Here is an 18,792-nt window from a genome sequence, read left to right as displayed (position 1 = left end):
GGCCGCACGGCTGTGGCCGACGACGACGGTGAACGCACCGTGAGTGATGTCGACAGCGGCCACCACCCCCGTGCTGGCGGCGCGTCTAGGTTGACGACTTGACGTCGACCCTTGCGTACTCGCAGCAGAGCTGACCTCGCTCCGACGAGGGAACCGGTCGGGGTGGGCGTTCGTCTCATCTCGACCGGATGTTATTTCCTTAATGCCCGATTGGCGGCTCTTCCGGTGGCCGTCCGAGGAGGTCTGACCCATGCCCCGTCGCCTGGTCCCACTGCTGCTGGCGCTCGCTGCCTGCACCGCCGCCACCGCCGCGCCGACGACGCCCTTACAGCCCCCACGCCCAACGGCCACACCTTGGCCGGGCCTGCCCGAATGGCCGGGCCAACAGGAGGTGATGGATGCCGCCACGGTGGTCGGCAACGCGGCCTCGTTGCGCTGGCCCAGGGCCTACGCCGGGGTCGCCGTCGACCTGCCCGCCCGACTCCTGCTGGTGCAGCGCATCCCCACCCCTGGCTTGGACGCCGCCGTCCGCGCGCTGGTGCCCGCCGTGGCGGTGCGGTTCACCGACGCCCGGTACTCCAAGGTGGCTCTCGACGAGTGGGTGGCGGACATCGGCGTCGACTTCGACTACTGGCAGCGGCGAGGCGTCCAGCTGCGCAACGTCGGCGCGGAGCCCGGCCAGTACGTGGAAGTGGGCACCGACGACCCGCAGCGCGACGCCGGGAAGATCCGGGCCCACTACCCGCACATGACCCTGCACCTGGTGCAGGGCGTTATCGCGGTGCCGGTCACCGCAGGCTGACGACGTGACTCGACCCGGACAGCGGTGAACCCCGAGAGGCGTACCGCCGTCCGGCCGTCGCCTGCCCGACCGGTTGCCACCGGTCACCGCCGGCCCGGCCCGGCGCGAAGAGGGGTCCTCCGCGCCGGGCCGCGGCATCGGGGTGGGTCAGCCGGTCACGCAGGTGGCCATCACGCCCGGGCCGGTGCCGGTGCCCTGGAAGCCGAAGTTGGTCGACTGCCGGCCGAGGACCCGTCCGTTGTAGCTCGCGTTGGTGAACTGGACGGTTCCGCCGGTGCCTCTGGCCTGGGCGTTCCAGGTGCCGGTGACTGCCGCGCCGCTGGGCAGGGTGACGGTCACGGTCCAGCCGTTGATGTCCGACTTTCCGGCGGTGACCGTCACGCTCGCGGTGAAGCCGCCGGCCCACTGGTTGACCGCGACGTCCGCGTAGCAGCCGTCACCGGTCGGCGGCGAGGTGTTCGGCGGAGCAACGGTCGGCGGCGTGGTCGTCGGCGGGGTCGTGGTAGGGGGAGCGGTGGTCGGCGGCGCGGTCGTCGGCGGCGCGGTCGTCGGCGGGGTCGTCGTGGGCGGATTGGGCGCGCCGTTGGCCAGGCTGTAGGCCAGGTCGGGCTGGAACGAACCGGCCGTGTAGCGGCAGCCGTCCGCCTCCCCCGGCGGCTTCACCCACAGGTACGCGTCGATGTTGCTGTCGCCGGTGTTGGTCGTCGGGTACTGCCCGATCCGCCGGTCGGTGTTGTCGTCGGCGCACCAGTCGCCGCTGGCGCCCCCGTTGCGGCTGGTGTCGATGACCTGGCGCTTGCCCGAGATGCCCATGCCGTTGAGGGCGGAGATGACCGCCCGGCCGAAGTTCGCCTCGCCGGAGGTGGAGTTGAAGTTCGACACGTTGGTGAAGAAGCCGTCGGCGTACTGCACGCCGGCCGCGCGGAGCCGGTTGGCCGTCTCACCCGCGCTGTTCCAGGTGGAGTGGCCGCCGTCGAGGTACACCTTGGCGTTGGGGTTGCCCGACTTGATGGTCTGGGTGGCCGTCGTGATCGCCTGGTTGCGCGCGCTGATCTCACCGCCGCTCAGGCACGTCAGCAGGGCGAGCGAGTCGGTTTCCAGGATGATGATGACGGTCTGGTTGCCCAGGCCGCGGGCGAAGTTGGACACCCACGTCTGGTATTGGTTGAGGTCCGGGGCCCCACCCGCGCTGGCCCCGCCGCAGTCCCGGTTGGTGATCTCGTACACCGAGAGCACCGGGATCTGCTGCGCCGCGTTGGCGGTGCCGATGAACCCGGAGACCTCGGACTGCACGGTCGAGGGGTTGAAGTTGGCGAACCAGCGGGCCTGCGGCTGACTCGCGACCTTGTCGCGGATGACGGCGGTACGCGAGTCGCCGGGGTTGGCGGCGACCCAGCGGACGACGGCCGAACTCGGGTCGCGGTAGAGCGATCCGGACAGCGTGCCGGCGGCGGCGCTGCCGACGGTGAGGCAGAAGCCGACGGCGGTGGCGGCCGCGACGGCCGCCACGCTGATGGCCGCCGATCTGCGGCGGAGCGAGGAGAGGGTAGGCACGACGTGTTGCCTCCAGATCACATAGATGTATCTAAGTTCATGGGAGCGTTCCCATGGACGGTAGCGGAGGCGCGCGCCGCTGCCAAGATGTGAAGACTCGCGCATCTCCACCTGGTCGCAGGTCCGCCACGGCCGCGCGGTCACGCCTCGGAGTCGCGAACGTCGGATGCCTCCCGCCCGATCGGCGAGGCGGGAACCTCCAGCGGCTGTCCCCAACTCCGCAGCGCGTCGAGCAGCGCGACCAGGGCCAGCACTCCGGCCACCACGCTCAGCCCGACCATCGGCGCCCAGCGGGCCAACGCCGGCGTGAACAGCAGCAGGGCCACCAATCCGATCATGCGGGAACGGGAGACGCGGCCAAAGATCTCGTACTCCAGCCGCATACGGGCGACGAGGAAGAGCATCGGACCGCCTACCACGAACAGAAGCCAACTGGGCCGCGGCTGCCCAAACGGATGATCGATCACCAGCTCGTATCCGACCGACGTGACGAGCACGCTGAGCACGATCAGCAGATGCGTCCGTTCCGACGCGGCACCCAGCCGGCCGGGCATAACCGCCCGATCCAACGCATCGCTCAGCAGCAGACCTGCGCGGTGGAAGTAGATCCGCCAGAGCAGCGCGCTGGTGGCGAACGCGACCGCGAAGGCGGCCGCCCGCCCGGCGGAATAGTCCGCACCGCTGAAAACGACGCCGATGACCAGAATCGACTCACCGAGTGCAATCAGAAACATCTGCTGCAGGCGAAGTCGGTCCGGACCCAACGCGCCGGCCAGCCACAGAGGCACGCTCGCCGACGCCCACGCGGCAAGCCGGAACGGCACCAGCCGTCGCGGGTGGCCACGCAGCGCGGCGGCGACCACCAGCGGCCGCACCACCATCACCATCAAGTATGCGGCCGTGAACGGCAGCGCTCGTTCCTCCATAGCGCGTGGCAGCGTCACCGCCATAATCAGGCCGGCGAACATGGTGCCGACCACGACGGCCTGGATGATCGGCCGCTCTGGTTCGTAGCGACTGGTGATCCAGGCGGTGTGCGACCAGATCAGCCAGAGCGCCAGAAAGAGCAGGAGGGTACGTCCGAACCCTGTGACGAGCGCCCAGCCAGTGTCATCGCTCAAGCCGGCGAATCGTTGTGAGACCCGGGTGAGGGCCACCACGAAGGCCAGATCGAAGAAGAGCTCCAGGAACGTCGCGCGGCCCGAACTGGTGGGAGGACGCAGCAGTTCGGCACCCTGCCCCGCCGCCATCGTCCGCCTCCGTCCGCCCCTTGTTGCACCAACGAGCCGGCCGCCAGAGGAGTTGTGTCAGCTCTGATTCCGGTTACGCCGCCCGCGTCGCCGGACGCACGGCGTTGGCTCAGTGGCCACGGAACGCCTCCTCCAGCCACCATGAGCCGCGCGCGGCGCAGACCTTGGCGTCGACCACCAACGGCCGGGTACGGGGACCATCGAGCCAGCGGCGTACCGGCCCGAGATCGTCGACGGTCCGGACGGTCAACCCTTCGCAGCCGTAACCACGGGCGATCGCGGCCAGGTCGGTCTCGGGGAAGGTGACCGTCTCCAACGGGTGCCCGTCCGGGCCGAAGTGGTGCACCTCGGCGCCGTACGCCGCGTCGTCGTAGATCACCACGAGGAGGGGTAACGCCAGCCGGACGGCGGTGACCAGTTCGGTCGCGGACATGACGAAGCCACCGTCGCCGACCGCGGCGACGGTGAGCCGGTCCGGCCGGGCGACCGCCGCGCCGAGCGCACTGGCCAGGCCGAGCCCGACCGACTGGAACGCCTGGGTGAAACAGAATCCGGCCACGTCCGGCACGTCGAGCCACATTGACGGGTAACCCATGAAGTTGCCGGAGTCGACCACCACCGTCCGGTCCGGCGGCAGCAGGTCGTCCAGGACGGCCGAGAGCGTCCTCGGGTCGATCGTCGCCGGGGCGCCGGCCCGCGCCGACCCACCCTCGTCCCGGTACGGGACCGTCCGCCACCGGCCGTGGTCGCGAATCCGTTGTGCCAGCTCCGGGGTACGCCAGCCGCCGGCCCTGGCGTCCACGGGCCCCGCGGAGCCGGCGCCCAGCCGACCGAGCACCGCCTCGGCGACCGCAGCCACCTCGCCGGCCACCGTCAGGTCAACCGGGCGGTTCACCCCGAACGCGGCCGGGTCGTGGTCTACCTGGACGACGACGGCGGAGGGCGGGATCAGTTCGCCGTGCCGCGTGGTCCACATGTTCAGCGTGCTGCCCCACGCGACGACCAGGTCCGCCGCGCCGATCAGCTCGGCGGCGAGCGGGGTGGCGAAGCCGCCGGCCACGTCGATGTTCCACGGGTCCCCGGCGAACAGTCCCTTCGCCGCAGCCGAGACCGCGAGCAGCGCGCCGCACGCGTCGGCGAGCCGGGTCAGCGGTTCCCGGGCCGCCCGGGCACCCCGACCCGCGATGAAGACCGGTCGACGTGCGGCCTGGAGCGCGGCCAGCAACGGCTCGACCTGCGGGGCGGTGGCCGAGGTCGGCACGACCGCAGGGACCATGCCGGACCACGGTTCGATCACGGTGCGCTGCACCTCCAACGGGAGGCCCAGCACCACCGTCGCGCCCCGGGCGGCGGCCCGGTACGCCGCGCCCGCGTCCTCGGCCGCGTGCGTCGTGCGTACCCGATGGAAGTCGGCCCCGACCGCGGCGGCGAGCGCCGGCAGGTCGATGAAGAAGTTCGATCGGGGCGCGGTCGCCTCCGGGGCCAGGACCACCATCGGGGTACGGCTCTTCGCGGCCTCGGTGAGGCCGGTCAGCGCGTTGGTGACGCCCGGACCCTGGTGCACCGAGAGCAGGCCCACCGTCCCGGAGGTGCGGGCGTACCCGTCCGCCATGCTCGCCGCGCCGCCCTCGTGGGCCGCCGCCACGAACCGGGCGCCGGCTCCCACAAGCGCGTTCGTGACATGGAAGTTGCCGCTGCCGACCACCCCGAAGACGCACCGTGCGCCGTGTCCGTACAGAACCCGCCCGACCACCTCGGCTACCCGCATCTGTGGCCCGGTCCTACCGTTCGACCAGCGCGAGGACCCGGCACGGGCTGCCGGACCCGGAGACGATCGGCAGTGGTCCGGCGATCACCACCGCGCCGGTCGCCGGCAACCGCGCCAGGTTACGTAGCTGGGTCAGGCCGTACTTCTCCTGGCCGAGCAGGAACGAGTGGCACGGGAACGGCGGGTCGAACGAATGCGCGGCGCCCGCGTCGGTGCCGACCGTCTCCACCCCGACGCCCTGGATCGGCGACTCCTCGGCCAGCCAGCGGGCGCACTCGACGGAGATGCCCGGGGTACGCCCGGCGTTGGCGTACCGCTCCGGGTCGTCGCCGTACGCGTCCCAGCCGGTGCGGTAGAGCAGCCAGCCACCGGCGGGCAGGGCACCGTGTTCCGCCTCCCACGCCTTGACGTGCTCGATTTCGAGCAGGAAGTCAGGGTCGCCGGCGGCATCGGCGGCGTGGTCGATCACCACCGCCGGGGCGATCAGCTGGCTCACCGGGACCTGTGACACGTCCGCGCCCTGTTGACCGGTGGCCCAGTGCACCGGGGCGTCGAAATGGGTGCCCGTGTGCTCGCCGGTGGAGAAGTTGTTCCAATACCAGGCCGGACCGCGGTCGTCGTACCGGCTGATCTCGCTGAGCCGGAACGGCCAGGTCTGGCCGAACTGCTCGGGCAGACCCAGGATCGGGGTCTGGTCCGAGAGCGGAGCGGTGAGGTCGACAACCTGGATCCGGCCGCTGGAAAGAGCGGCGACAAACTCCTGCAGCACCGTCATGCGGCGACGGTACACCGCGCTTTCACTCCACGATGGACCCTCGAACGGGGCGTGTCATCGGCGCTGACCGCCGCGACGGGTGAGACTCTGCCGGTACTCAAGGGCCTCGGGGCTCTCGTCGTACTGCAGCAAGTTTCAGCAGTTGGTCCAGCGCGCCGGGCGCAGTCGAGAGCCGTTGGTGGAGCCCACGACGAGCCCGTTGTCGGCGATTGCCCAGCCGAAGGTGTCCAGGACACCGGGGATAGCGCCGCCCAGGGCGACGAGCCGGTCGCCGTGGTCGACGGCTCGGTCGCCGAGCACTGTGCCCCGGATGTTGACGCCCTGCATCGATACCAGCGCCGGGTTCACTGCGGTCGCCACGCCGGTCCGCAGGTCCCAGCGCACCATTGCGCTGTCCCCGCCGCCGGTACCGATGTGGCCAACCACCCAGGTCCCCTGGGCCGCGGAGACCCCTGACCACTGGGCGCCGGGCGCGGTGAGCCGGTCGATCCTTGCGTCAGGATGGCGTACCCAGCCGAAGTCGGCGGCGTTGCCGACGATCGTGCCGTCATCCAAGATCTCCCGCGCGCTGGCATAGGCCGGGGCGTCGATCACCTCGACGGTGCCCGGCCGGTCGGCGGGCCAGAGCAGCGCCAGGGTCGTCTCGGTCTGCTCGACGGCGCCTTGGCCGACGATGTCGCCGCGAGCGTTGATTCCCAGCGCCCAGGTGCCGGAGACCATCGTCGGGACGGGTAGCCACTCCAAGTGGCCGTTGCGGTAGCGCCAGGGGCGGTAGGAGTTGTCGACGACAGCGTTGCCGACGACAACGCCGTACCGGTTGATGTCTCTGACTTCCTGCGCCGCTCCCATGGCGACGACGGTGAGGCGAGGTTCGTTCCAGACCCCCGGCGCGGATCGGATCGGCGGTGCGGCCCAGAGCAGCAGTAGTGGCTGGAAGTCGTCGTCGGTGATTCGGTAGCCGAGGCCGACGACGAACCGGCCGGTCGGGTCGACCGCCTCGGCTCGACCGTCCATGTCCGCCGGTAAGGGCAGTGAACGTAGCGCGCATACCGGGGCGCTCCGGTGCTTCGGCGCGGCCGTGGCGACGCCGGGCAGGCCCAGCGACGCGGTGAGGGCGCCGGCGGTGAGGCCGGCCAGGAATCTGCTCCGAACGATCCTGGTCATCGCTGCTCCCAGTGGTGCGCGGTGGTGGTGTATCTACCGAAGCACGCTGACGTCCCCACCGGAAGTGCTCTGTCGGCGGTTGCCCGGTGACGATTGCCGTCACTGGGCAGCCGCCATGGTGCCGAGGGGAAACCCTGGTGCAGCACCGTGCCTCGGAGATGGTCCAGCGCAGCATCGCGGGCTGCGGCATCGCCGAACTCCGACGCGTGCAGATGCGCCGGGGTGTCGATCGCTCGGCCGTACGCGTGCCGCCGCCCCCACCGGTCAACCGTCATCATGGGTCCCGTAGCTGGGTTAGAGGGCCGGCCCGCCGTATGGGTCGTGGCTGATCTGCTGAATGCCGCCCTGCGGGGGCCTGCCGTATGGGCCGGGGAACCCGTCGGCCGTCGGCCTCGTGTACAGCACCGCGGTCGGTGCGTCGCTCATACCCGCTCCGGCCGGTGGCGTCAGCTGAGTCGCCGCGTGCGGAGCCGGCTCGTCCGGCGTGTTCCGGCGGCGGTTCACCATCAGGGCCAGTACGCCCAGGCCGGCGGCGACCAGCAGGCCGCCCAGGATGTACGGCAGCGAACCGCTGCTCTCGTCGCTGACAGGTTTGAGGGCGGGGGTTGCCGCCGCGGCTACGCTGGCCTCCGGCTCGGGAGCCTCGTCCGCTGCCGCCGGTGCGGTGGGCGAGGGCGGGGTCGTGGCGGGCGCGGCCACGGCGGCCAAGGTCAGCCGCACGCTCGCGGTATCACCGGCGGAGCCCCGCACGGTCGTGCGAGTGGTGCGATAGCCGTCCAGGGCCGCGACGACCGTGATCGGGCCCTCGGCGATCGTCTTGCCGGCGCCCGACTTGATCGAGAACCGGCCGCTCCGGTCGCTCGTCGTACGGTATTCGTGCCCGGCGCTGTCCCGGACGGTCAGGGCCACGCCGCCGATCGCCTTGCCGCTGCTGTCGCGGACCTGGCCGGACACCCCGTCCACCTCGGACGAGGGCTTGTCCGCACCGGGTTGTGACGTGCCCGACCCGTGAATGTAGACCATCTTGTAGTCGAAGCTGTTCTGCCCGCCGAGCCGTACGGCGACCGAGATGTTGAGACCGAGGGTCTCGCCCGCGTTCACCTGGGGCGCGACAACGGTGGCCTGGAAGTCCTGGCTCTGACCGGGTTTGAGCTTCGGCTCCGCCCGGCAGCCGGTGGTGCATTGCAGGCCGCCACCAACCACCACGATGGCCGTTTCGGCCCTGCTCGCGTTGTTCGTGACGCGGAACTGAACGCGCACCTTGTCGCCGGGCTTCACGTTCTCCGCCGACACGCTCAGGATGTTGATGGGCACCGGGGCGCCCGCCACGGGTGCCGCGGACACCGCGAGCGTCCCCCCGGTCAGCGCGATCAATGCGGCGGCCCGGGCCCATCGGGCACGTAAGCGCGTCGTCACTTCCTACCACCCTCTCCACGGGCAGCGACATCGGCCGATGACGCCGCGGGACACTATGCCCTGCCGGGGGTGAGTTGCGCGACTCGCGGGCCCTCTACCCGGCCTCTCGCAGGGGGACCCACTCTGAACCGATACCCCGATCCGTCGCTGACAGTTGTGTGCGGCTTTTAGCCTGATCTTGCAGGTCAGCCGGGGTGCACAGGGCGCTGGTGATCAATACGGGCGAGGCTCCGGGTAGGACAGCAAATCAACCACAACCCGATGCCCCGACCAGGAGCCTCGCCTGTGCTGGCCGGCGCGATCCGGTCGGCCTCGGCGAGGGCGCGGACGGCCCGCAGAGGTCACCGACCTGGAGGTACGCCTGTGCGGTGTCGATCAGTTGTGCGGCCTGATGCTCAACAGGCCACTGCCGCCATCCCGTCCGACCTGACCGCCTCCTGGTGTCGGGCGACCGCCTCGCCACCGTCGCCCTGGTCTGTCGGGGCTCATCTCTACACTGCCGCGCATGATTTTCACGTACTCGCAAAAGTTCATCGATCCGTTCCGCGCCAAGGCGGCCGAGCAGGGCATCCCGCCAGCCGATGTCGAACGATGGATTAGCGGCCTTCGCCCGTTTGCGACGCTCCTCCCTTGGGGAGACGGGCCGGTGGCGGGCCGGTGGGGTGGCAACCCGTGGCTTCCGGCCGACGTGCCCCACCCACCGTTCACTCTTGTCGCCTCGATCGATTGCGCGGCCCTGCCTGCCGAGGCGACAGACCTGCCCCTGCCCTCCGACGGTCAGCTGCTGCTGTTCTCCAACGACGACGGCGACGCGTGTTGCGACTTCAGAGGCACAGTGGTGTATGTCCCCGCCGGAGCAGCCGTCGCCGAGCGACCCTGGATCGATGAAGACGATGACGAGAACGAAGACGATGACGACGATGAAGACGAAGATGGCCCGTGGCCCGTGGAGAGTCTGCGTCTGACGATCGTCCCCTATCACCCCCTCCACCCTGCCTACGACAGCAACACCCCCGAGCATCCGCACGGCAAGGACCTGGCCAGGGCGTGGGAAGACTCGCAGGAATACCCGCTCGGCGAAAGAGGGGTGCAGTTGGGCGGCTTTCCCATCGAGCTCAACAACGGTCCCATTGACGCAGCCTTAGGGGCCGCCGATCCGACGGCTTCCCACGGCGGCGCACGGCCGCCGGTCCCCGGCACGGAACCACCGAAGGACGAGGACTGGGTTCTGCTGGCCTCGGCGGATGGCACCGACATGGTCAACGGCGGGGAGCAGAACCTCATCAGCTGGGTGATTCCGCGCCAGGATCTGGCCGAACTGCGCTTCGACCGGGTCTACGTCCACCTGGACGGAGCGTGATCTGACGCGGCCGGCGGCGCACGTCACCGCACTCCCCAACTTCCCGGGATCTGTAAACAAGCCTTGATATTAAACGTCACGAACGTCAATATGTGGAGGTCGCGGGTCGTCGAAGCCTGGGGAGTGAGCCATGAGAAGCCGTCGGATTTTCGCAGTGATCGCCGGGGCGGCGATGACCGTCACGGCCGCCGTCGCCTTCGTCCCCAGCAGCATGGCGGCCGTGCCCTCGGCCAACGCCGTCCCGATGGTCGCCTGCACCGCCCCGGCCTGGGCTGAGGGCCCCACCTACCAGGCGGGTGCCCAGGTCACCTACGGCGGCCGGCTCTACCAAGCTCTGGTCACCCACACCGCGCACCCCGGCGCCGGCTGGAACCCCGCCGCGACCCCGTCGCTGTGGCGTGACCTCGGCGCGTGCTCGGGAAGCACTCCGCCGCCCACCACGCCGCCGCCGACGACCCCGCCGCCCACCACGCCTCCGCCCACCACGCCACCACCGACCACACCGCCGCCCACCGGTGGGACCTGCGCGGTGAAGTCGCGGCCCACCGGCAAGGTGTTGCAGGGCTACTGGGAGAACTGGGACGGCGCCTCCAACGGCGTACACCCCGGACTCGGCTGGATCCCGATCACCGACAGCCGGCTCAACCAGCACGGCTACAACGTGATCAACGCGGCGTTCCCGGTGATCCGCTCGGACGGCACTGTCCTCTGGGAGAACGGCATGGACGCTGGCGTGAAGGTGGCCACCCCGGCCGAGATGTGCCAGGCCAAAGCGGCCGGCGCCACCATCCTGATGTCGATCGGCGGGGCCGCCGCGGGCATCGACCTGAGCTCCACCGCGGTCGCCGACCGGTTCATCGCGACGATCGTGCCGATCCTGACGGCCTACCACTTCGACGGCATCGACATCGACATCGAGACCGGCCTGACCGGCAGCGGCAACATCAACACCCTGTCGACGTCGCAGGCCAACCTGATCCGGATCATCGACGGCGTGCTGGCCCGGATGCCGTCGAACTTCGGCCTGACCATGGCACCGGAGACGGCCTACGTCACCGGCGGCAGCGTGGTCTACGGCTCGATCTGGGGCTCGTACCTGCCGATCATCAAGAAGTACGTGGACAACGGCCGGCTCTGGTGGCTGAACATGCAGTACTACAACGGCAGCATGTACGGCTGCGCCGGCGACTCGTACCCGGCAGGCACCGTTCAGGGCTTCACCGTGCAGACGCAGTGCCTGAACAACGGCCTCACCATCCAGGGCACGACCATCCGCGTGCCGTACGACAAGCAGGTCCCGGGCCTGCCCGCGCAGAACGGGGCGGGCGGCGGCTACATGTCGACGTCGCTGGTCACGCAAGCATGGAATTCCGTGCCCGGCCTCAAGGGCCTGATGACCTGGTCGGCGAACTGGGACGGGTCGAAGGGGTGGACCTTCGGCGACAACGTGAAGCGCCTGCAGGGCCGCTGACGGATGATGACGCCGGGAGTGGCGTCAGCCACTCCCGGCAGGCCGGTCAGACGTTGAAGCGGAACTGCGAGCCGTCATCGGCCCACCAGTGGGAACTGCGCTCGGCACCTGCTCACAGGGCCTCGCGGGCTGCCAGGGCTACTCACTGATCGACAACGTTTGACAGTGTCTCGTGCTCTCCTGTGTGCCCCAGACAGCCGCGCGCCACCAGGCGGTGACCGACCGACCTGGCAGGCGTTCGTGAGGTGCCATGTCGTCGGTCAGCAGGAGGACCAGGTCCTTGTCGTTAGCACTGCTCCCGACCACGTGGAAGCCGAGGACGGAGCCACTCAGTTCCGGGTCCGCCCGAACCAGCTAGAGCGGGTGAACTGGTCCTGATCCAACTGAACTGTCAGCTTGGGAATCCGGCTGAGTCACGGCCGGCGTGCGCTCCCTTACGCCGCGCGGGCTCGTGGCCGCGCGGCCCGGCCGGCTGCTGGCCCACCACCCCCTACCGCGGTTACCACCCTGTCGTTCTGCGACGGCCGTCGAGGACCGCCTCAAGCCGACGCATAGATCATTGTGGTACGGAGCGTGTCCCCGGAAGGAAGGCGGGGGCAACGTCCCCTTCGGTCGGGAAGGCCGTCCCTCCTGGATGCCCGCTCGGTACATCGTCTGGATGCGCGGGCTTGTCAGTTGACGTGTATAAGTAATCGAATGGTTGAAAGTGCCTCATGTTCCGGCCTGTCACCCGCCGCACCCGACGGCGCTGACGTGGCCGCGCTGCGCTACTTGCAGCAGGTCCACGGCCCGGTGCTGCTCAACTTTCTGACCCGGCTGACCAACGGGGACGTTCACCGGGCCGAGGACATCGTGCAGGAGGCGCTGCTGCGGGCCTGGCGCAACCCGGAAGCCCGCAACGCCGACGGACGGTGGAGCCGCGCCTGGATCTTCACGGTGGCGAAGCGCATCTTCATCGACGAGATTCGAGCCGCGCAGGCGCGGCCCGCCGAGCTCTCGGACGAGCACATCGACGCCCACGCCCACGCCGAGGACCCGATCGAGCGGGCGCTGGACGCACAGGAGGTGCGTGCGGCGCTCAACTCGCTGCCCGAGCGGCTGCGGATCACGCTCGTCGAGATCTACTTCCAGGAACGGTCGGTGGCCGAGGTCGCCGAGATCCTGGACGTTCCCGCCGGAACGGTGAAATCCCGCACCTTCTACGCGCTCCGGGCACTGCGCGAGGCTCTCGCCGGACGTGGTTTCATGATCCGTCCGGACGACAGCTCGATGCGCGCGGATGCCGCAAAGAAGCCCACCGAATCGTGAACCGGCGACGACCGGGATCCGTCTTCGTTGCGCACGAACCTCTGATGCAGGCTCAACCGAGCAGATGGGTGGACCGATGACTCAACGCGCTGCCTTACGGTCGCGATGGCGGCGGGTGATGGCGACGACCCGGGGCCAAGCGGAAGTGGTGGCCTTGACGCTCACCATCGTCCTCTGTGGCGCACTGGCTTTCGATGTCGTCCCGGCGGTTGCCGACAACGAGAAGCTGGTGGGGCGCCCGGTAGCCGACGAGGACGTGCCGTCCCTCGTCGCCGCCGCCCTGTCCTGCCCGGCACTGACACCGCCGAAGGTAGCGGCCCAGGTGATGGCCGCTACCGCGTTCGGCTCCGACGGCGCCAACAAGGGCCTGGCCGGGATGGACGACGCGACGTGGTCGAAGTGGCGGCCGTCGGCCGACGCCAGTCGCACCGACCCTGCGGCAAGTGTCCTGGCCATGGCGCACCGCACATGCGAGGTCGTTGGCCAGTTGCGGGCGGCGGACGTCGACGGCGACCTCTGGGCCGCTGCCATGGCCGCGGACAAGGTGGGGCTGCAGGCAGTGATCAAGGCGAAGGGCGTGCCGAAGGCCGCCGAGGCCCACGTCGACAAGGTCACCGCCTACACCAACTGGTACGCCGATCAGCCGCAGTTCCGCCTCGGCAGGGCCGCCGTGGTGGCGGTCTCCCCGTCGACCGATCAACCCATGGCCGTACCGGCCACACTGGTCAGCGCCGTCAACGCGGCCGGGCGGGTCTGCCCCACCGTCACCCCCGCCCGGATCGCCGCGCAGCTACGCGCCCTGTCCGGCTTCAACACGAACTTGCGCTCGCCCACCGGCGCTGCCGGAATCGCCCAGTTCTCCGACAGCATGTGGGATCAGTACAAGCCGGGTTCGGCGGCCTCCCGCTGGAACCCGGACGACGCGATCCTCGCCATGGGCGCCGCCATGTGCGACATGACCAACCAGTTCGTCGGGCTCAGCGGCGGGGACGCGTACACGCTGGCACTCGGGGCGTACCAGTGGGGCATCGACGTGATCCGGCGGGCCAACGGCCTGCCCCGCGCCAACGTCCCGCAGCTGGCCGACGAGGTCGCCACCTACATCAGCGTGTACGAGAAGGACACTCGGCTGACCACCACTGTGAGCAGGCCGACGCCGAGCGTCTCGCCCAGCAAGCCGTCGCCCTCGGCCTCGCCGTCGGCGTCCGCGTCGGCATCGGCACCCGCGCCGAAGGTGACCACGAAGGCGCCGGCGAAGCCCGCGACGTTCCCGTTCGATCCGAATGCCCGCTACCAGATCCGCAGTGCCTGGGCAGCAGCCACGCTCGATCTGCCGGGCGACGATGTTAAGCCGAATTCCGGGACCCGGATTCAGCTCTGGAACAATCGGAACACGAAGGACCAGTACTGGCGAATCGAGAAGGCGAAGACCGACGGGTATGTCATGTTCATCAATGACCTCACCCGACAGGCGCTCGCCATCGAGAACGGGTCCACGGACAACTACGCGAAGGTGGTCGTCGCCACCAAGGACCCCAACTCCACGACGCAGCAGTGGAAGATCGCCGACGCCGGCGACGGCAAGGTGTCCATCGAGAACCGGAAGTCCGGCAGGGTGATGGAGCTGCTCGGCGACGATCTCGGCCCGCAGAACGCCGGCACCTGGAACGGTTACTACGTCGAACAGTACGACCGGATGCCGACAGTCAACCGAGACCAGTTCTGGATGCTCGTCAAGTAATCGCCCGGAGGGAGGGATGACGGTGTCGGACGAACACGTCGGGGACGATCTCCTCGGCTTGCATCACCTGGGTGAACTGGACCCGGCGCAGAGCGACGTCATCCATCGCCACCTGGCGGCATGCGCCGAGTGCCGGGCCAAGGCGGACGGGGTCGTCGAGACCCTGGCCGCCCTGGCCCTGCTCGGTGACGTCGTCGGCGGGGCTCCGGTCCCCGCCGACGACCGATCGACGGCTCACGTCGTTGCCCGGCCGCACCCGACCGGCGGCGACCGGAGTGCCGTCCCGCCGGATGCGCGCCCGCGGGCCGGTCCGAAAGGCCGGGCAGCCGCCCTGGCAGGCCGCGGACGGCCTCACGCCGGCTGCGGCTGATCCGCGCGAGCGGCCTGCTCGTTCTCGTGCTGGTCCTCGCCGGGCTCGGGCTCGGCGCGATCGTGCGCGGTCCCGAGACAGACGACGCGACGGCCGTGGCGACAGTCGCGGCCAAGGCCAGCGACACGAGATCCGGCGCGTCGGCGTCGGTTTTTCTCACCGAACACGAGGACGGTGTCACGATCCGGGCCACGGTCAGCGGGCTGGGCTCCGGCACGCGGTACGTGCTCTATGCGGTCACCTCCGACGGGGACAGCCGACCGGTGGGCCGCTGGACGGGCACCTCGCCCGTGCACGAGGTCACCGGCGAGCTGAGCGGCGTACGTCTGAAGGAGCTGTCGTTCTTCACGGTCTCGCCGGAGGCCGGCGGGGTGGTGGTGTCGGTCTACCTGCCCGGCGTCGCCGGCGCCCCGGTCTCCGGGCAGCCCGACTGAACCGCCGACCCGCCGGTGACCGGCAAGTGGGTCGGAAGCGCCGTCGCCAGTGCTGTAGATGCCGAAATTGCATAGGTACGCCCCGGAAGATGAGCCGGTCCCTGAGATGCCCGGCGACACCATCCGGTTCAATCCCGGACGGCTACGACAAAGGTGAGACGCATGTCCTTGATCACTCGATCGGCACTTCGTGCGGGCTTGGCCGTGAGCGCGGTGGTAGCGCTGCTCAGCCTCACCGCGACCGCCGCGCACGCCGACGAGGATTACGTGAAGTACTACACGGTGACCTCGTCGCAGAACGGCGCGAAGGAGAACCTCAGCGAGATCGCCGAGCGCTTTGTCGGCGACAGTGCCCGCTCCCCCGAGTTGTTCAACCTCAACTCCGGACGGCCACAGCCCGACGGCGGCGTACTCGTGGACCCGGCGAGGCTCAACGCCGGCTGGATCCTGATCCTGCCCTGGGACGCCGTCGGCGGCGGCGTGCAGTACGGCGTACTGCCCGACAAGTCGCCGACGGCCACAGTGATCCCCAAGCCGGGGGTGACGCCCACGCCATCGGCATCCCGTAAGGCCCCCCCGGCCGGCGGGACCGCGACGGGGACCACCACGCCCACGCCGGCCAAGAGCCCGTCGAAAGGCGGCCAGACGAGCAAGAACGGCAAGGGAGGGCCGTGTGCGACCGCTGCCGCGTCCAGCAGCACCTCCAGCTGGGCCCAGCTACGGCTCGCCGCCGACCAGGCCTGGCCGCAGAGCCGGGGCAAGGGTCAGCTCGTCGCGGTTGTCGATTCCGGCGCGGACGGCAGCCTGCCGCAGCTGACCGGGCACGTCGCCGTCGGCTCGGACATCGTCACCGGTAGCGGCCGTGGTGACACTGACTGTCTCGGCACCGGGACCGCCATGGCCGGGCTCATCGCCGCACAGCCCGGCTCCGGTGGCGGTATCACAGGGGTTGCGCCGGACTCCACGGTCCTGCCGATCCGGATAGCGGACACCAGCACGAAGGTGCGGGCCGCCGACGCCGCCGCCGGAATCAACGCGGCCATCGGGGCCGGCGCCACAGTCATCGCGCTCGGACCCTACGTGGACGCCGCCGACAAGGGCGTCGCGGACGCCATCGCGGACGCGCTGAAGCACGACGTCGTCGTCGTACTCGGCGCCGCCCGCCGTTCGACCCCGGCTGAGGCGGACGCCGCGACCGGCGACGGCCGACTGCGCGTCGGCGGGGTGGGCGTGGACGGCCAGGGCGCCGACGACTACCGCAAGGGCGGCGTGGACGTCGTGGCGCCGGGCGTCAACGTCACCAGCACCGGCATCACCGGTACCGGCTCGATGACGGGCAGCGGCACCCACTACGCCGTGGCCTTCGTCGCGGGCACCGCCGCACTCGTCCGGAGCGCGTACCCGGAGTTGACCGCTCAGCAGGTCGCCCACCGGCTCCAGGCGACCGCCGACAAGATCGGCAGCGGAACCGCCCTCGACGGCCGCTTCGGCGCGGGAATGATCAATCCGGCCGAGTCGGTGACCAAGGTGCTGCCGGAGGAGGCCGTGTCCCCCGAATCCGACGAGCAGAGTCTCGCCCGGATCACCTCCGGAGCCACCGGCGGCCGGTCAGCCCTGCTCATCGTGGTGACGCTTGTCGCCCTTGCCGCGGCAGTCCTGCTGGTCGTCCGCATCCGCCGGCTGCTGCGGGACGAGGCGGTGCCCGAGGAGGAGGCCGTCGAGCCGCCGGCCGGCGACGACACTCCGCCGCCTGCCACGCGTCCGCCAGCGGTCAGGCCGAGCGCCCAGCGGGACACGGCCCACATCACCCCGGGAGCACGGCCGGGTACGAGGGACGGCGACCCCGCGATGCCGACCTCACCAACTCCGACCTCGTTCAATCCCGAGGCGAAGGCCGGCGTCCCGGTCTCGCCCGGTTCGTCCGAGCGGGGCACGGGCACTCCACAAGCGTCGACGGCGGACCGCGAGGCATCGGTGGGAGCGAAGTCGGACAAGAGCGCGGAATGACGACCGCCATGCCTGGAGGCCCACGACAGGCAGTAAGCGAACCGTGGATGTGAGGCGGGTGGTCGACGATGCCGGGCACGTCGAGGAGTTGCTGGGCCTTTATCACCTCGACGTGCTCGACGAGACGTTCTCCGCGCGGGTACGTGAGCACCTCGACGCGTGCGCCGCGTGCCGCGTCGAGGCGGACCGGCTGTGCGAGGTGCTCGGTGTGCTGGCGCTGCTGACCGACGAGCGGGAGACGCTTGTCAACGCGTACGGGGCCCTCGGCACCGCAACACCGCCGGCGTTCCCGGAGCACTTCGCGCCGATCGAGGAACCGGGGGACGAGTCCCGTCGCCCGCGGCGTCTGCCCTGGACGCACCGGCTCGGTCGCGTCGAGGCGGCGGACACACCTGCCGCAAGCCCTCCAGCCGTCGCCGCTGCGCCCGAAGCGCGGTCCGCTACCGCACCGGCCGGTTCGCCTGTGGCGCCGGGACACCGTGCGGCGACAGGATCCCCGCACAGCACGTCGACGCCGCCGCCTTCCGCGCCTGCCCCCGAACCGACCGGGCGCCACGGCTCTGCCACGCCGCCTGCCCGATCCGCCCCGCCGGCTGCTGGCCTGCCCGCCTCGTCACCTGGCCTGCCCGCACCATCACCGGGCCGACCTGCCCCATCGCCTGCCGGCATGCCCGCCGCGCCTCCCCTGCCGTCAGCTGCCGTTGCCGCGCGCCCGGCACCGAGCCCGACCGCCCCGGCGACGCGTGTGTCGCGGCCCCGGCCGTCGCTTCCGGCCGTTGGGCCCGCGCCCGCCGCGACTGTCGCTCCGGGTGCGCGGCCCGCGCCTGTGGTCGACGCTGCTCCCGCCGCCGAGTCGCCTGCGCCCGCTACACCCACGCCCGCGGTGGTCGGTCAGCCCCGGCCAGCCGGGCGTACGCGAGCGTTGGTGACCTCCATCGGGATGCTGGCCACCACTGTGACGCTGGGGGGTCTGGCCGTGGGGGCGCTGCTGCGCGACGGCAATGAGTCGACCGCACCCGGCGTGCCGATCGTCGTCAGCGCCGCGGCATCGGCGACGGATGTGGACAGTCACGCCGAGTTGGCGGTATCGCTTACCCAGGTGAACGGGTCGGTGCAGGTGCGGGCGACAGTGACCGGCCTGCAGAAGGATGTCGGCTACCGGCTGTACGGCTACAGCCTCGACGGCACTCGGTGGCCCGTGGTCAACTGGACTGGCGGGGCCGGCAAGGTGCAGGAGGTCGCCGGCACGGCGCCAGTCGCGATCGCCGACGTCTCGCACTTCGTGGTGCTACGCAGTGACCGCACCACAGTGGTGACGGTGTACCTGTCGAAGAGCGAGGGCGCGAACCTCGGGCCGAACGGCAGCTGACCG

At 70.5% G+C, this 18,792-nt stretch carries 15 protein-coding genes and 1 pseudogene; 10 read left to right on the top strand and 6 right to left on the bottom strand.

Annotation, left to right across the window (positions count from 1 at the left end; translation table 11 throughout):
- Window positions 1–250 precede the first annotated feature (250 nt).
- Window positions 251–802: a hypothetical protein gene (locus PCA76_RS09455; protein ID WP_272616675.1), complete on the top strand. Its 552-nt coding sequence runs from the start codon at window positions 251–253 to the stop codon at window positions 800–802.
- Window positions 803–949: 147 nt separating this feature from the next.
- Here PCA76_RS09455 and PCA76_RS09450 read toward each other — a convergent pair whose 3' ends face one another.
- From PCA76_RS09450 to PCA76_RS09425, 6 genes are all read right to left on the bottom strand, one after another.
- Window positions 950–2,356, bottom strand: coding sequence for a glycoside hydrolase family 6 protein (locus PCA76_RS09450; RefSeq protein WP_272616674.1), 1,407 nt, complete (start codon window positions 2,354–2,356; stop codon window positions 950–952).
- 140 nt (window positions 2,357–2,496) lie between these two features.
- Window positions 2,497–3,606, bottom strand: a complete 1,110-nt coding sequence (locus tag PCA76_RS09445) for a low temperature requirement protein A (RefSeq protein WP_272616673.1) — start codon at window positions 3,604–3,606, stop codon at window positions 2,497–2,499.
- A 109-nt stretch (window positions 3,607–3,715) separates the two neighbouring features.
- Window positions 3,716–5,374, bottom strand: coding sequence for a thiamine pyrophosphate-binding protein (locus PCA76_RS09440; RefSeq protein WP_272616672.1), 1,659 nt, complete (start codon window positions 5,372–5,374; stop codon window positions 3,716–3,718).
- 13 nt (window positions 5,375–5,387) lie between these two features.
- Window positions 5,388–6,149, bottom strand: a complete 762-nt coding sequence (locus tag PCA76_RS09435; protein WP_272616671.1) for a cyclase family protein — start codon at window positions 6,147–6,149, stop codon at window positions 5,388–5,390.
- Between the two features lie 135 nt (window positions 6,150–6,284).
- Window positions 6,285–7,313: a hypothetical protein gene (locus PCA76_RS09430; protein WP_272616670.1), complete on the bottom strand. Its 1,029-nt coding sequence runs from the start codon at window positions 7,311–7,313 to the stop codon at window positions 6,285–6,287.
- A 294-nt stretch (window positions 7,314–7,607) separates the two neighbouring features.
- Entirely contained in the window at window positions 7,608–8,729 is a 1,122-nt protein-coding gene (locus PCA76_RS09425; RefSeq protein WP_272616669.1) for a carboxypeptidase-like regulatory domain-containing protein, read from the bottom strand.
- Between the two features lie 505 nt (window positions 8,730–9,234).
- Between PCA76_RS09425 and PCA76_RS09420 the strand changes: the two genes are divergently transcribed.
- The 9 genes and pseudogenes from PCA76_RS09420 (at window position 9,235) to PCA76_RS09385 (ending at window position 18,789) form a co-directional block, all read left to right on the top strand.
- Window positions 9,235–10,089 (top strand): DUF1963 domain-containing protein, encoded by an 855-nt coding sequence (locus PCA76_RS09420; RefSeq protein WP_272616668.1) that lies wholly within the window; start codon window positions 9,235–9,237, stop codon window positions 10,087–10,089.
- Between the two features lie 130 nt (window positions 10,090–10,219).
- Complete coding sequence (locus PCA76_RS09415; RefSeq protein WP_272616667.1) at window positions 10,220–11,560, top strand: carbohydrate-binding protein; 1,341 nt, start codon at window positions 10,220–10,222, stop codon at window positions 11,558–11,560.
- Between the two features lie 696 nt (window positions 11,561–12,256).
- On the top strand, window positions 12,257–12,868 hold the full coding sequence (locus tag PCA76_RS09410) for a sigma-70 family RNA polymerase sigma factor (protein WP_272616666.1): 612 nt from the start codon (window positions 12,257–12,259) through the stop codon (window positions 12,866–12,868).
- 154 nt (window positions 12,869–13,022) lie between these two features.
- Window positions 13,023–14,609, top strand: a complete 1,587-nt coding sequence (locus tag PCA76_RS09405; protein WP_272616665.1) for an RICIN domain-containing protein — start codon at window positions 13,023–13,025, stop codon at window positions 14,607–14,609.
- A 16-nt stretch (window positions 14,610–14,625) separates the two neighbouring features.
- Window positions 14,626–14,979: a zf-HC2 domain-containing protein gene (locus PCA76_RS09400; protein WP_272616664.1), complete on the top strand. Its 354-nt coding sequence runs from the start codon at window positions 14,626–14,628 to the stop codon at window positions 14,977–14,979.
- A 26-nt stretch (window positions 14,980–15,005) separates the two neighbouring features.
- Entirely contained in the window at window positions 15,006–15,413 is a 408-nt protein-coding gene (locus tag PCA76_RS09395; protein WP_272616663.1) for a hypothetical protein, read from the top strand.
- A 162-nt stretch (window positions 15,414–15,575) separates the two neighbouring features.
- On the top strand, window positions 15,576–17,420 hold the full coding sequence (locus PCA76_RS09390; protein WP_272616662.1) for a S8 family serine peptidase: 1,845 nt from the start codon (window positions 15,576–15,578) through the stop codon (window positions 17,418–17,420).
- Window positions 17,421–17,463: 43 nt separating this feature from the next.
- A pseudogene (locus PCA76_RS32810) lies at window positions 17,464–17,583 on the top strand (zf-HC2 domain-containing protein); the annotation flags it as partial.
- Between the two features lie 762 nt (window positions 17,584–18,345).
- Window positions 18,346–18,789: a hypothetical protein gene (locus PCA76_RS09385; RefSeq protein WP_272616661.1), complete on the top strand. Its 444-nt coding sequence runs from the start codon at window positions 18,346–18,348 to the stop codon at window positions 18,787–18,789.
- Window positions 18,790–18,792 lie beyond the last annotated feature (3 nt).

The organism is Micromonospora sp. LH3U1 (genome assembly GCF_028475105.1).
Taxonomy (GTDB): domain Bacteria; phylum Actinomycetota; class Actinomycetes; order Mycobacteriales; family Micromonosporaceae; genus Micromonospora.
The sequence above is the reverse complement of the archived record's forward strand: the minus strand, read 5'-3'. Positions and strand labels throughout refer to the sequence as shown.

Coding starts and splice junctions, on each gene's coding strand:
- PCA76_RS09445 (WP_272616673.1), bottom strand. CDS start 3,606: ATGGCGGCGGGGCAGGGTGCCGAACTGCTGCGTCCTCCCACCAGTTCG.
- PCA76_RS09415 (WP_272616667.1), top strand. CDS start 10,220: ATGAGAAGCCGTCGGATTTTCGCAGTGATCGCCGGGGCGGCGATGACC.
- PCA76_RS09440 (WP_272616672.1), bottom strand. CDS start 5,374: ATGCGGGTAGCCGAGGTGGTCGGGCGGGTTCTGTACGGACACGGCGCA.
- PCA76_RS09455 (WP_272616675.1), top strand. CDS start 251: ATGCCCCGTCGCCTGGTCCCACTGCTGCTGGCGCTCGCTGCCTGCACC.
- PCA76_RS09435 (WP_272616671.1), bottom strand. CDS start 6,149: ATGACGGTGCTGCAGGAGTTTGTCGCCGCTCTTTCCAGCGGCCGGATC.
- PCA76_RS09420 (WP_272616668.1), top strand. CDS start 9,235: ATGATTTTCACGTACTCGCAAAAGTTCATCGATCCGTTCCGCGCCAAG.
- PCA76_RS09410 (WP_272616666.1), top strand. CDS start 12,257: ATGGTTGAAAGTGCCTCATGTTCCGGCCTGTCACCCGCCGCACCCGAC.
- PCA76_RS09390 (WP_272616662.1), top strand. CDS start 15,576: ATGTCCTTGATCACTCGATCGGCACTTCGTGCGGGCTTGGCCGTGAGC.
- PCA76_RS09430 (WP_272616670.1), bottom strand. CDS start 7,313: ATGACCAGGATCGTTCGGAGCAGATTCCTGGCCGGCCTCACCGCCGGC.
- PCA76_RS09400 (WP_272616664.1), top strand. CDS start 14,626: ATGACGGTGTCGGACGAACACGTCGGGGACGATCTCCTCGGCTTGCAT.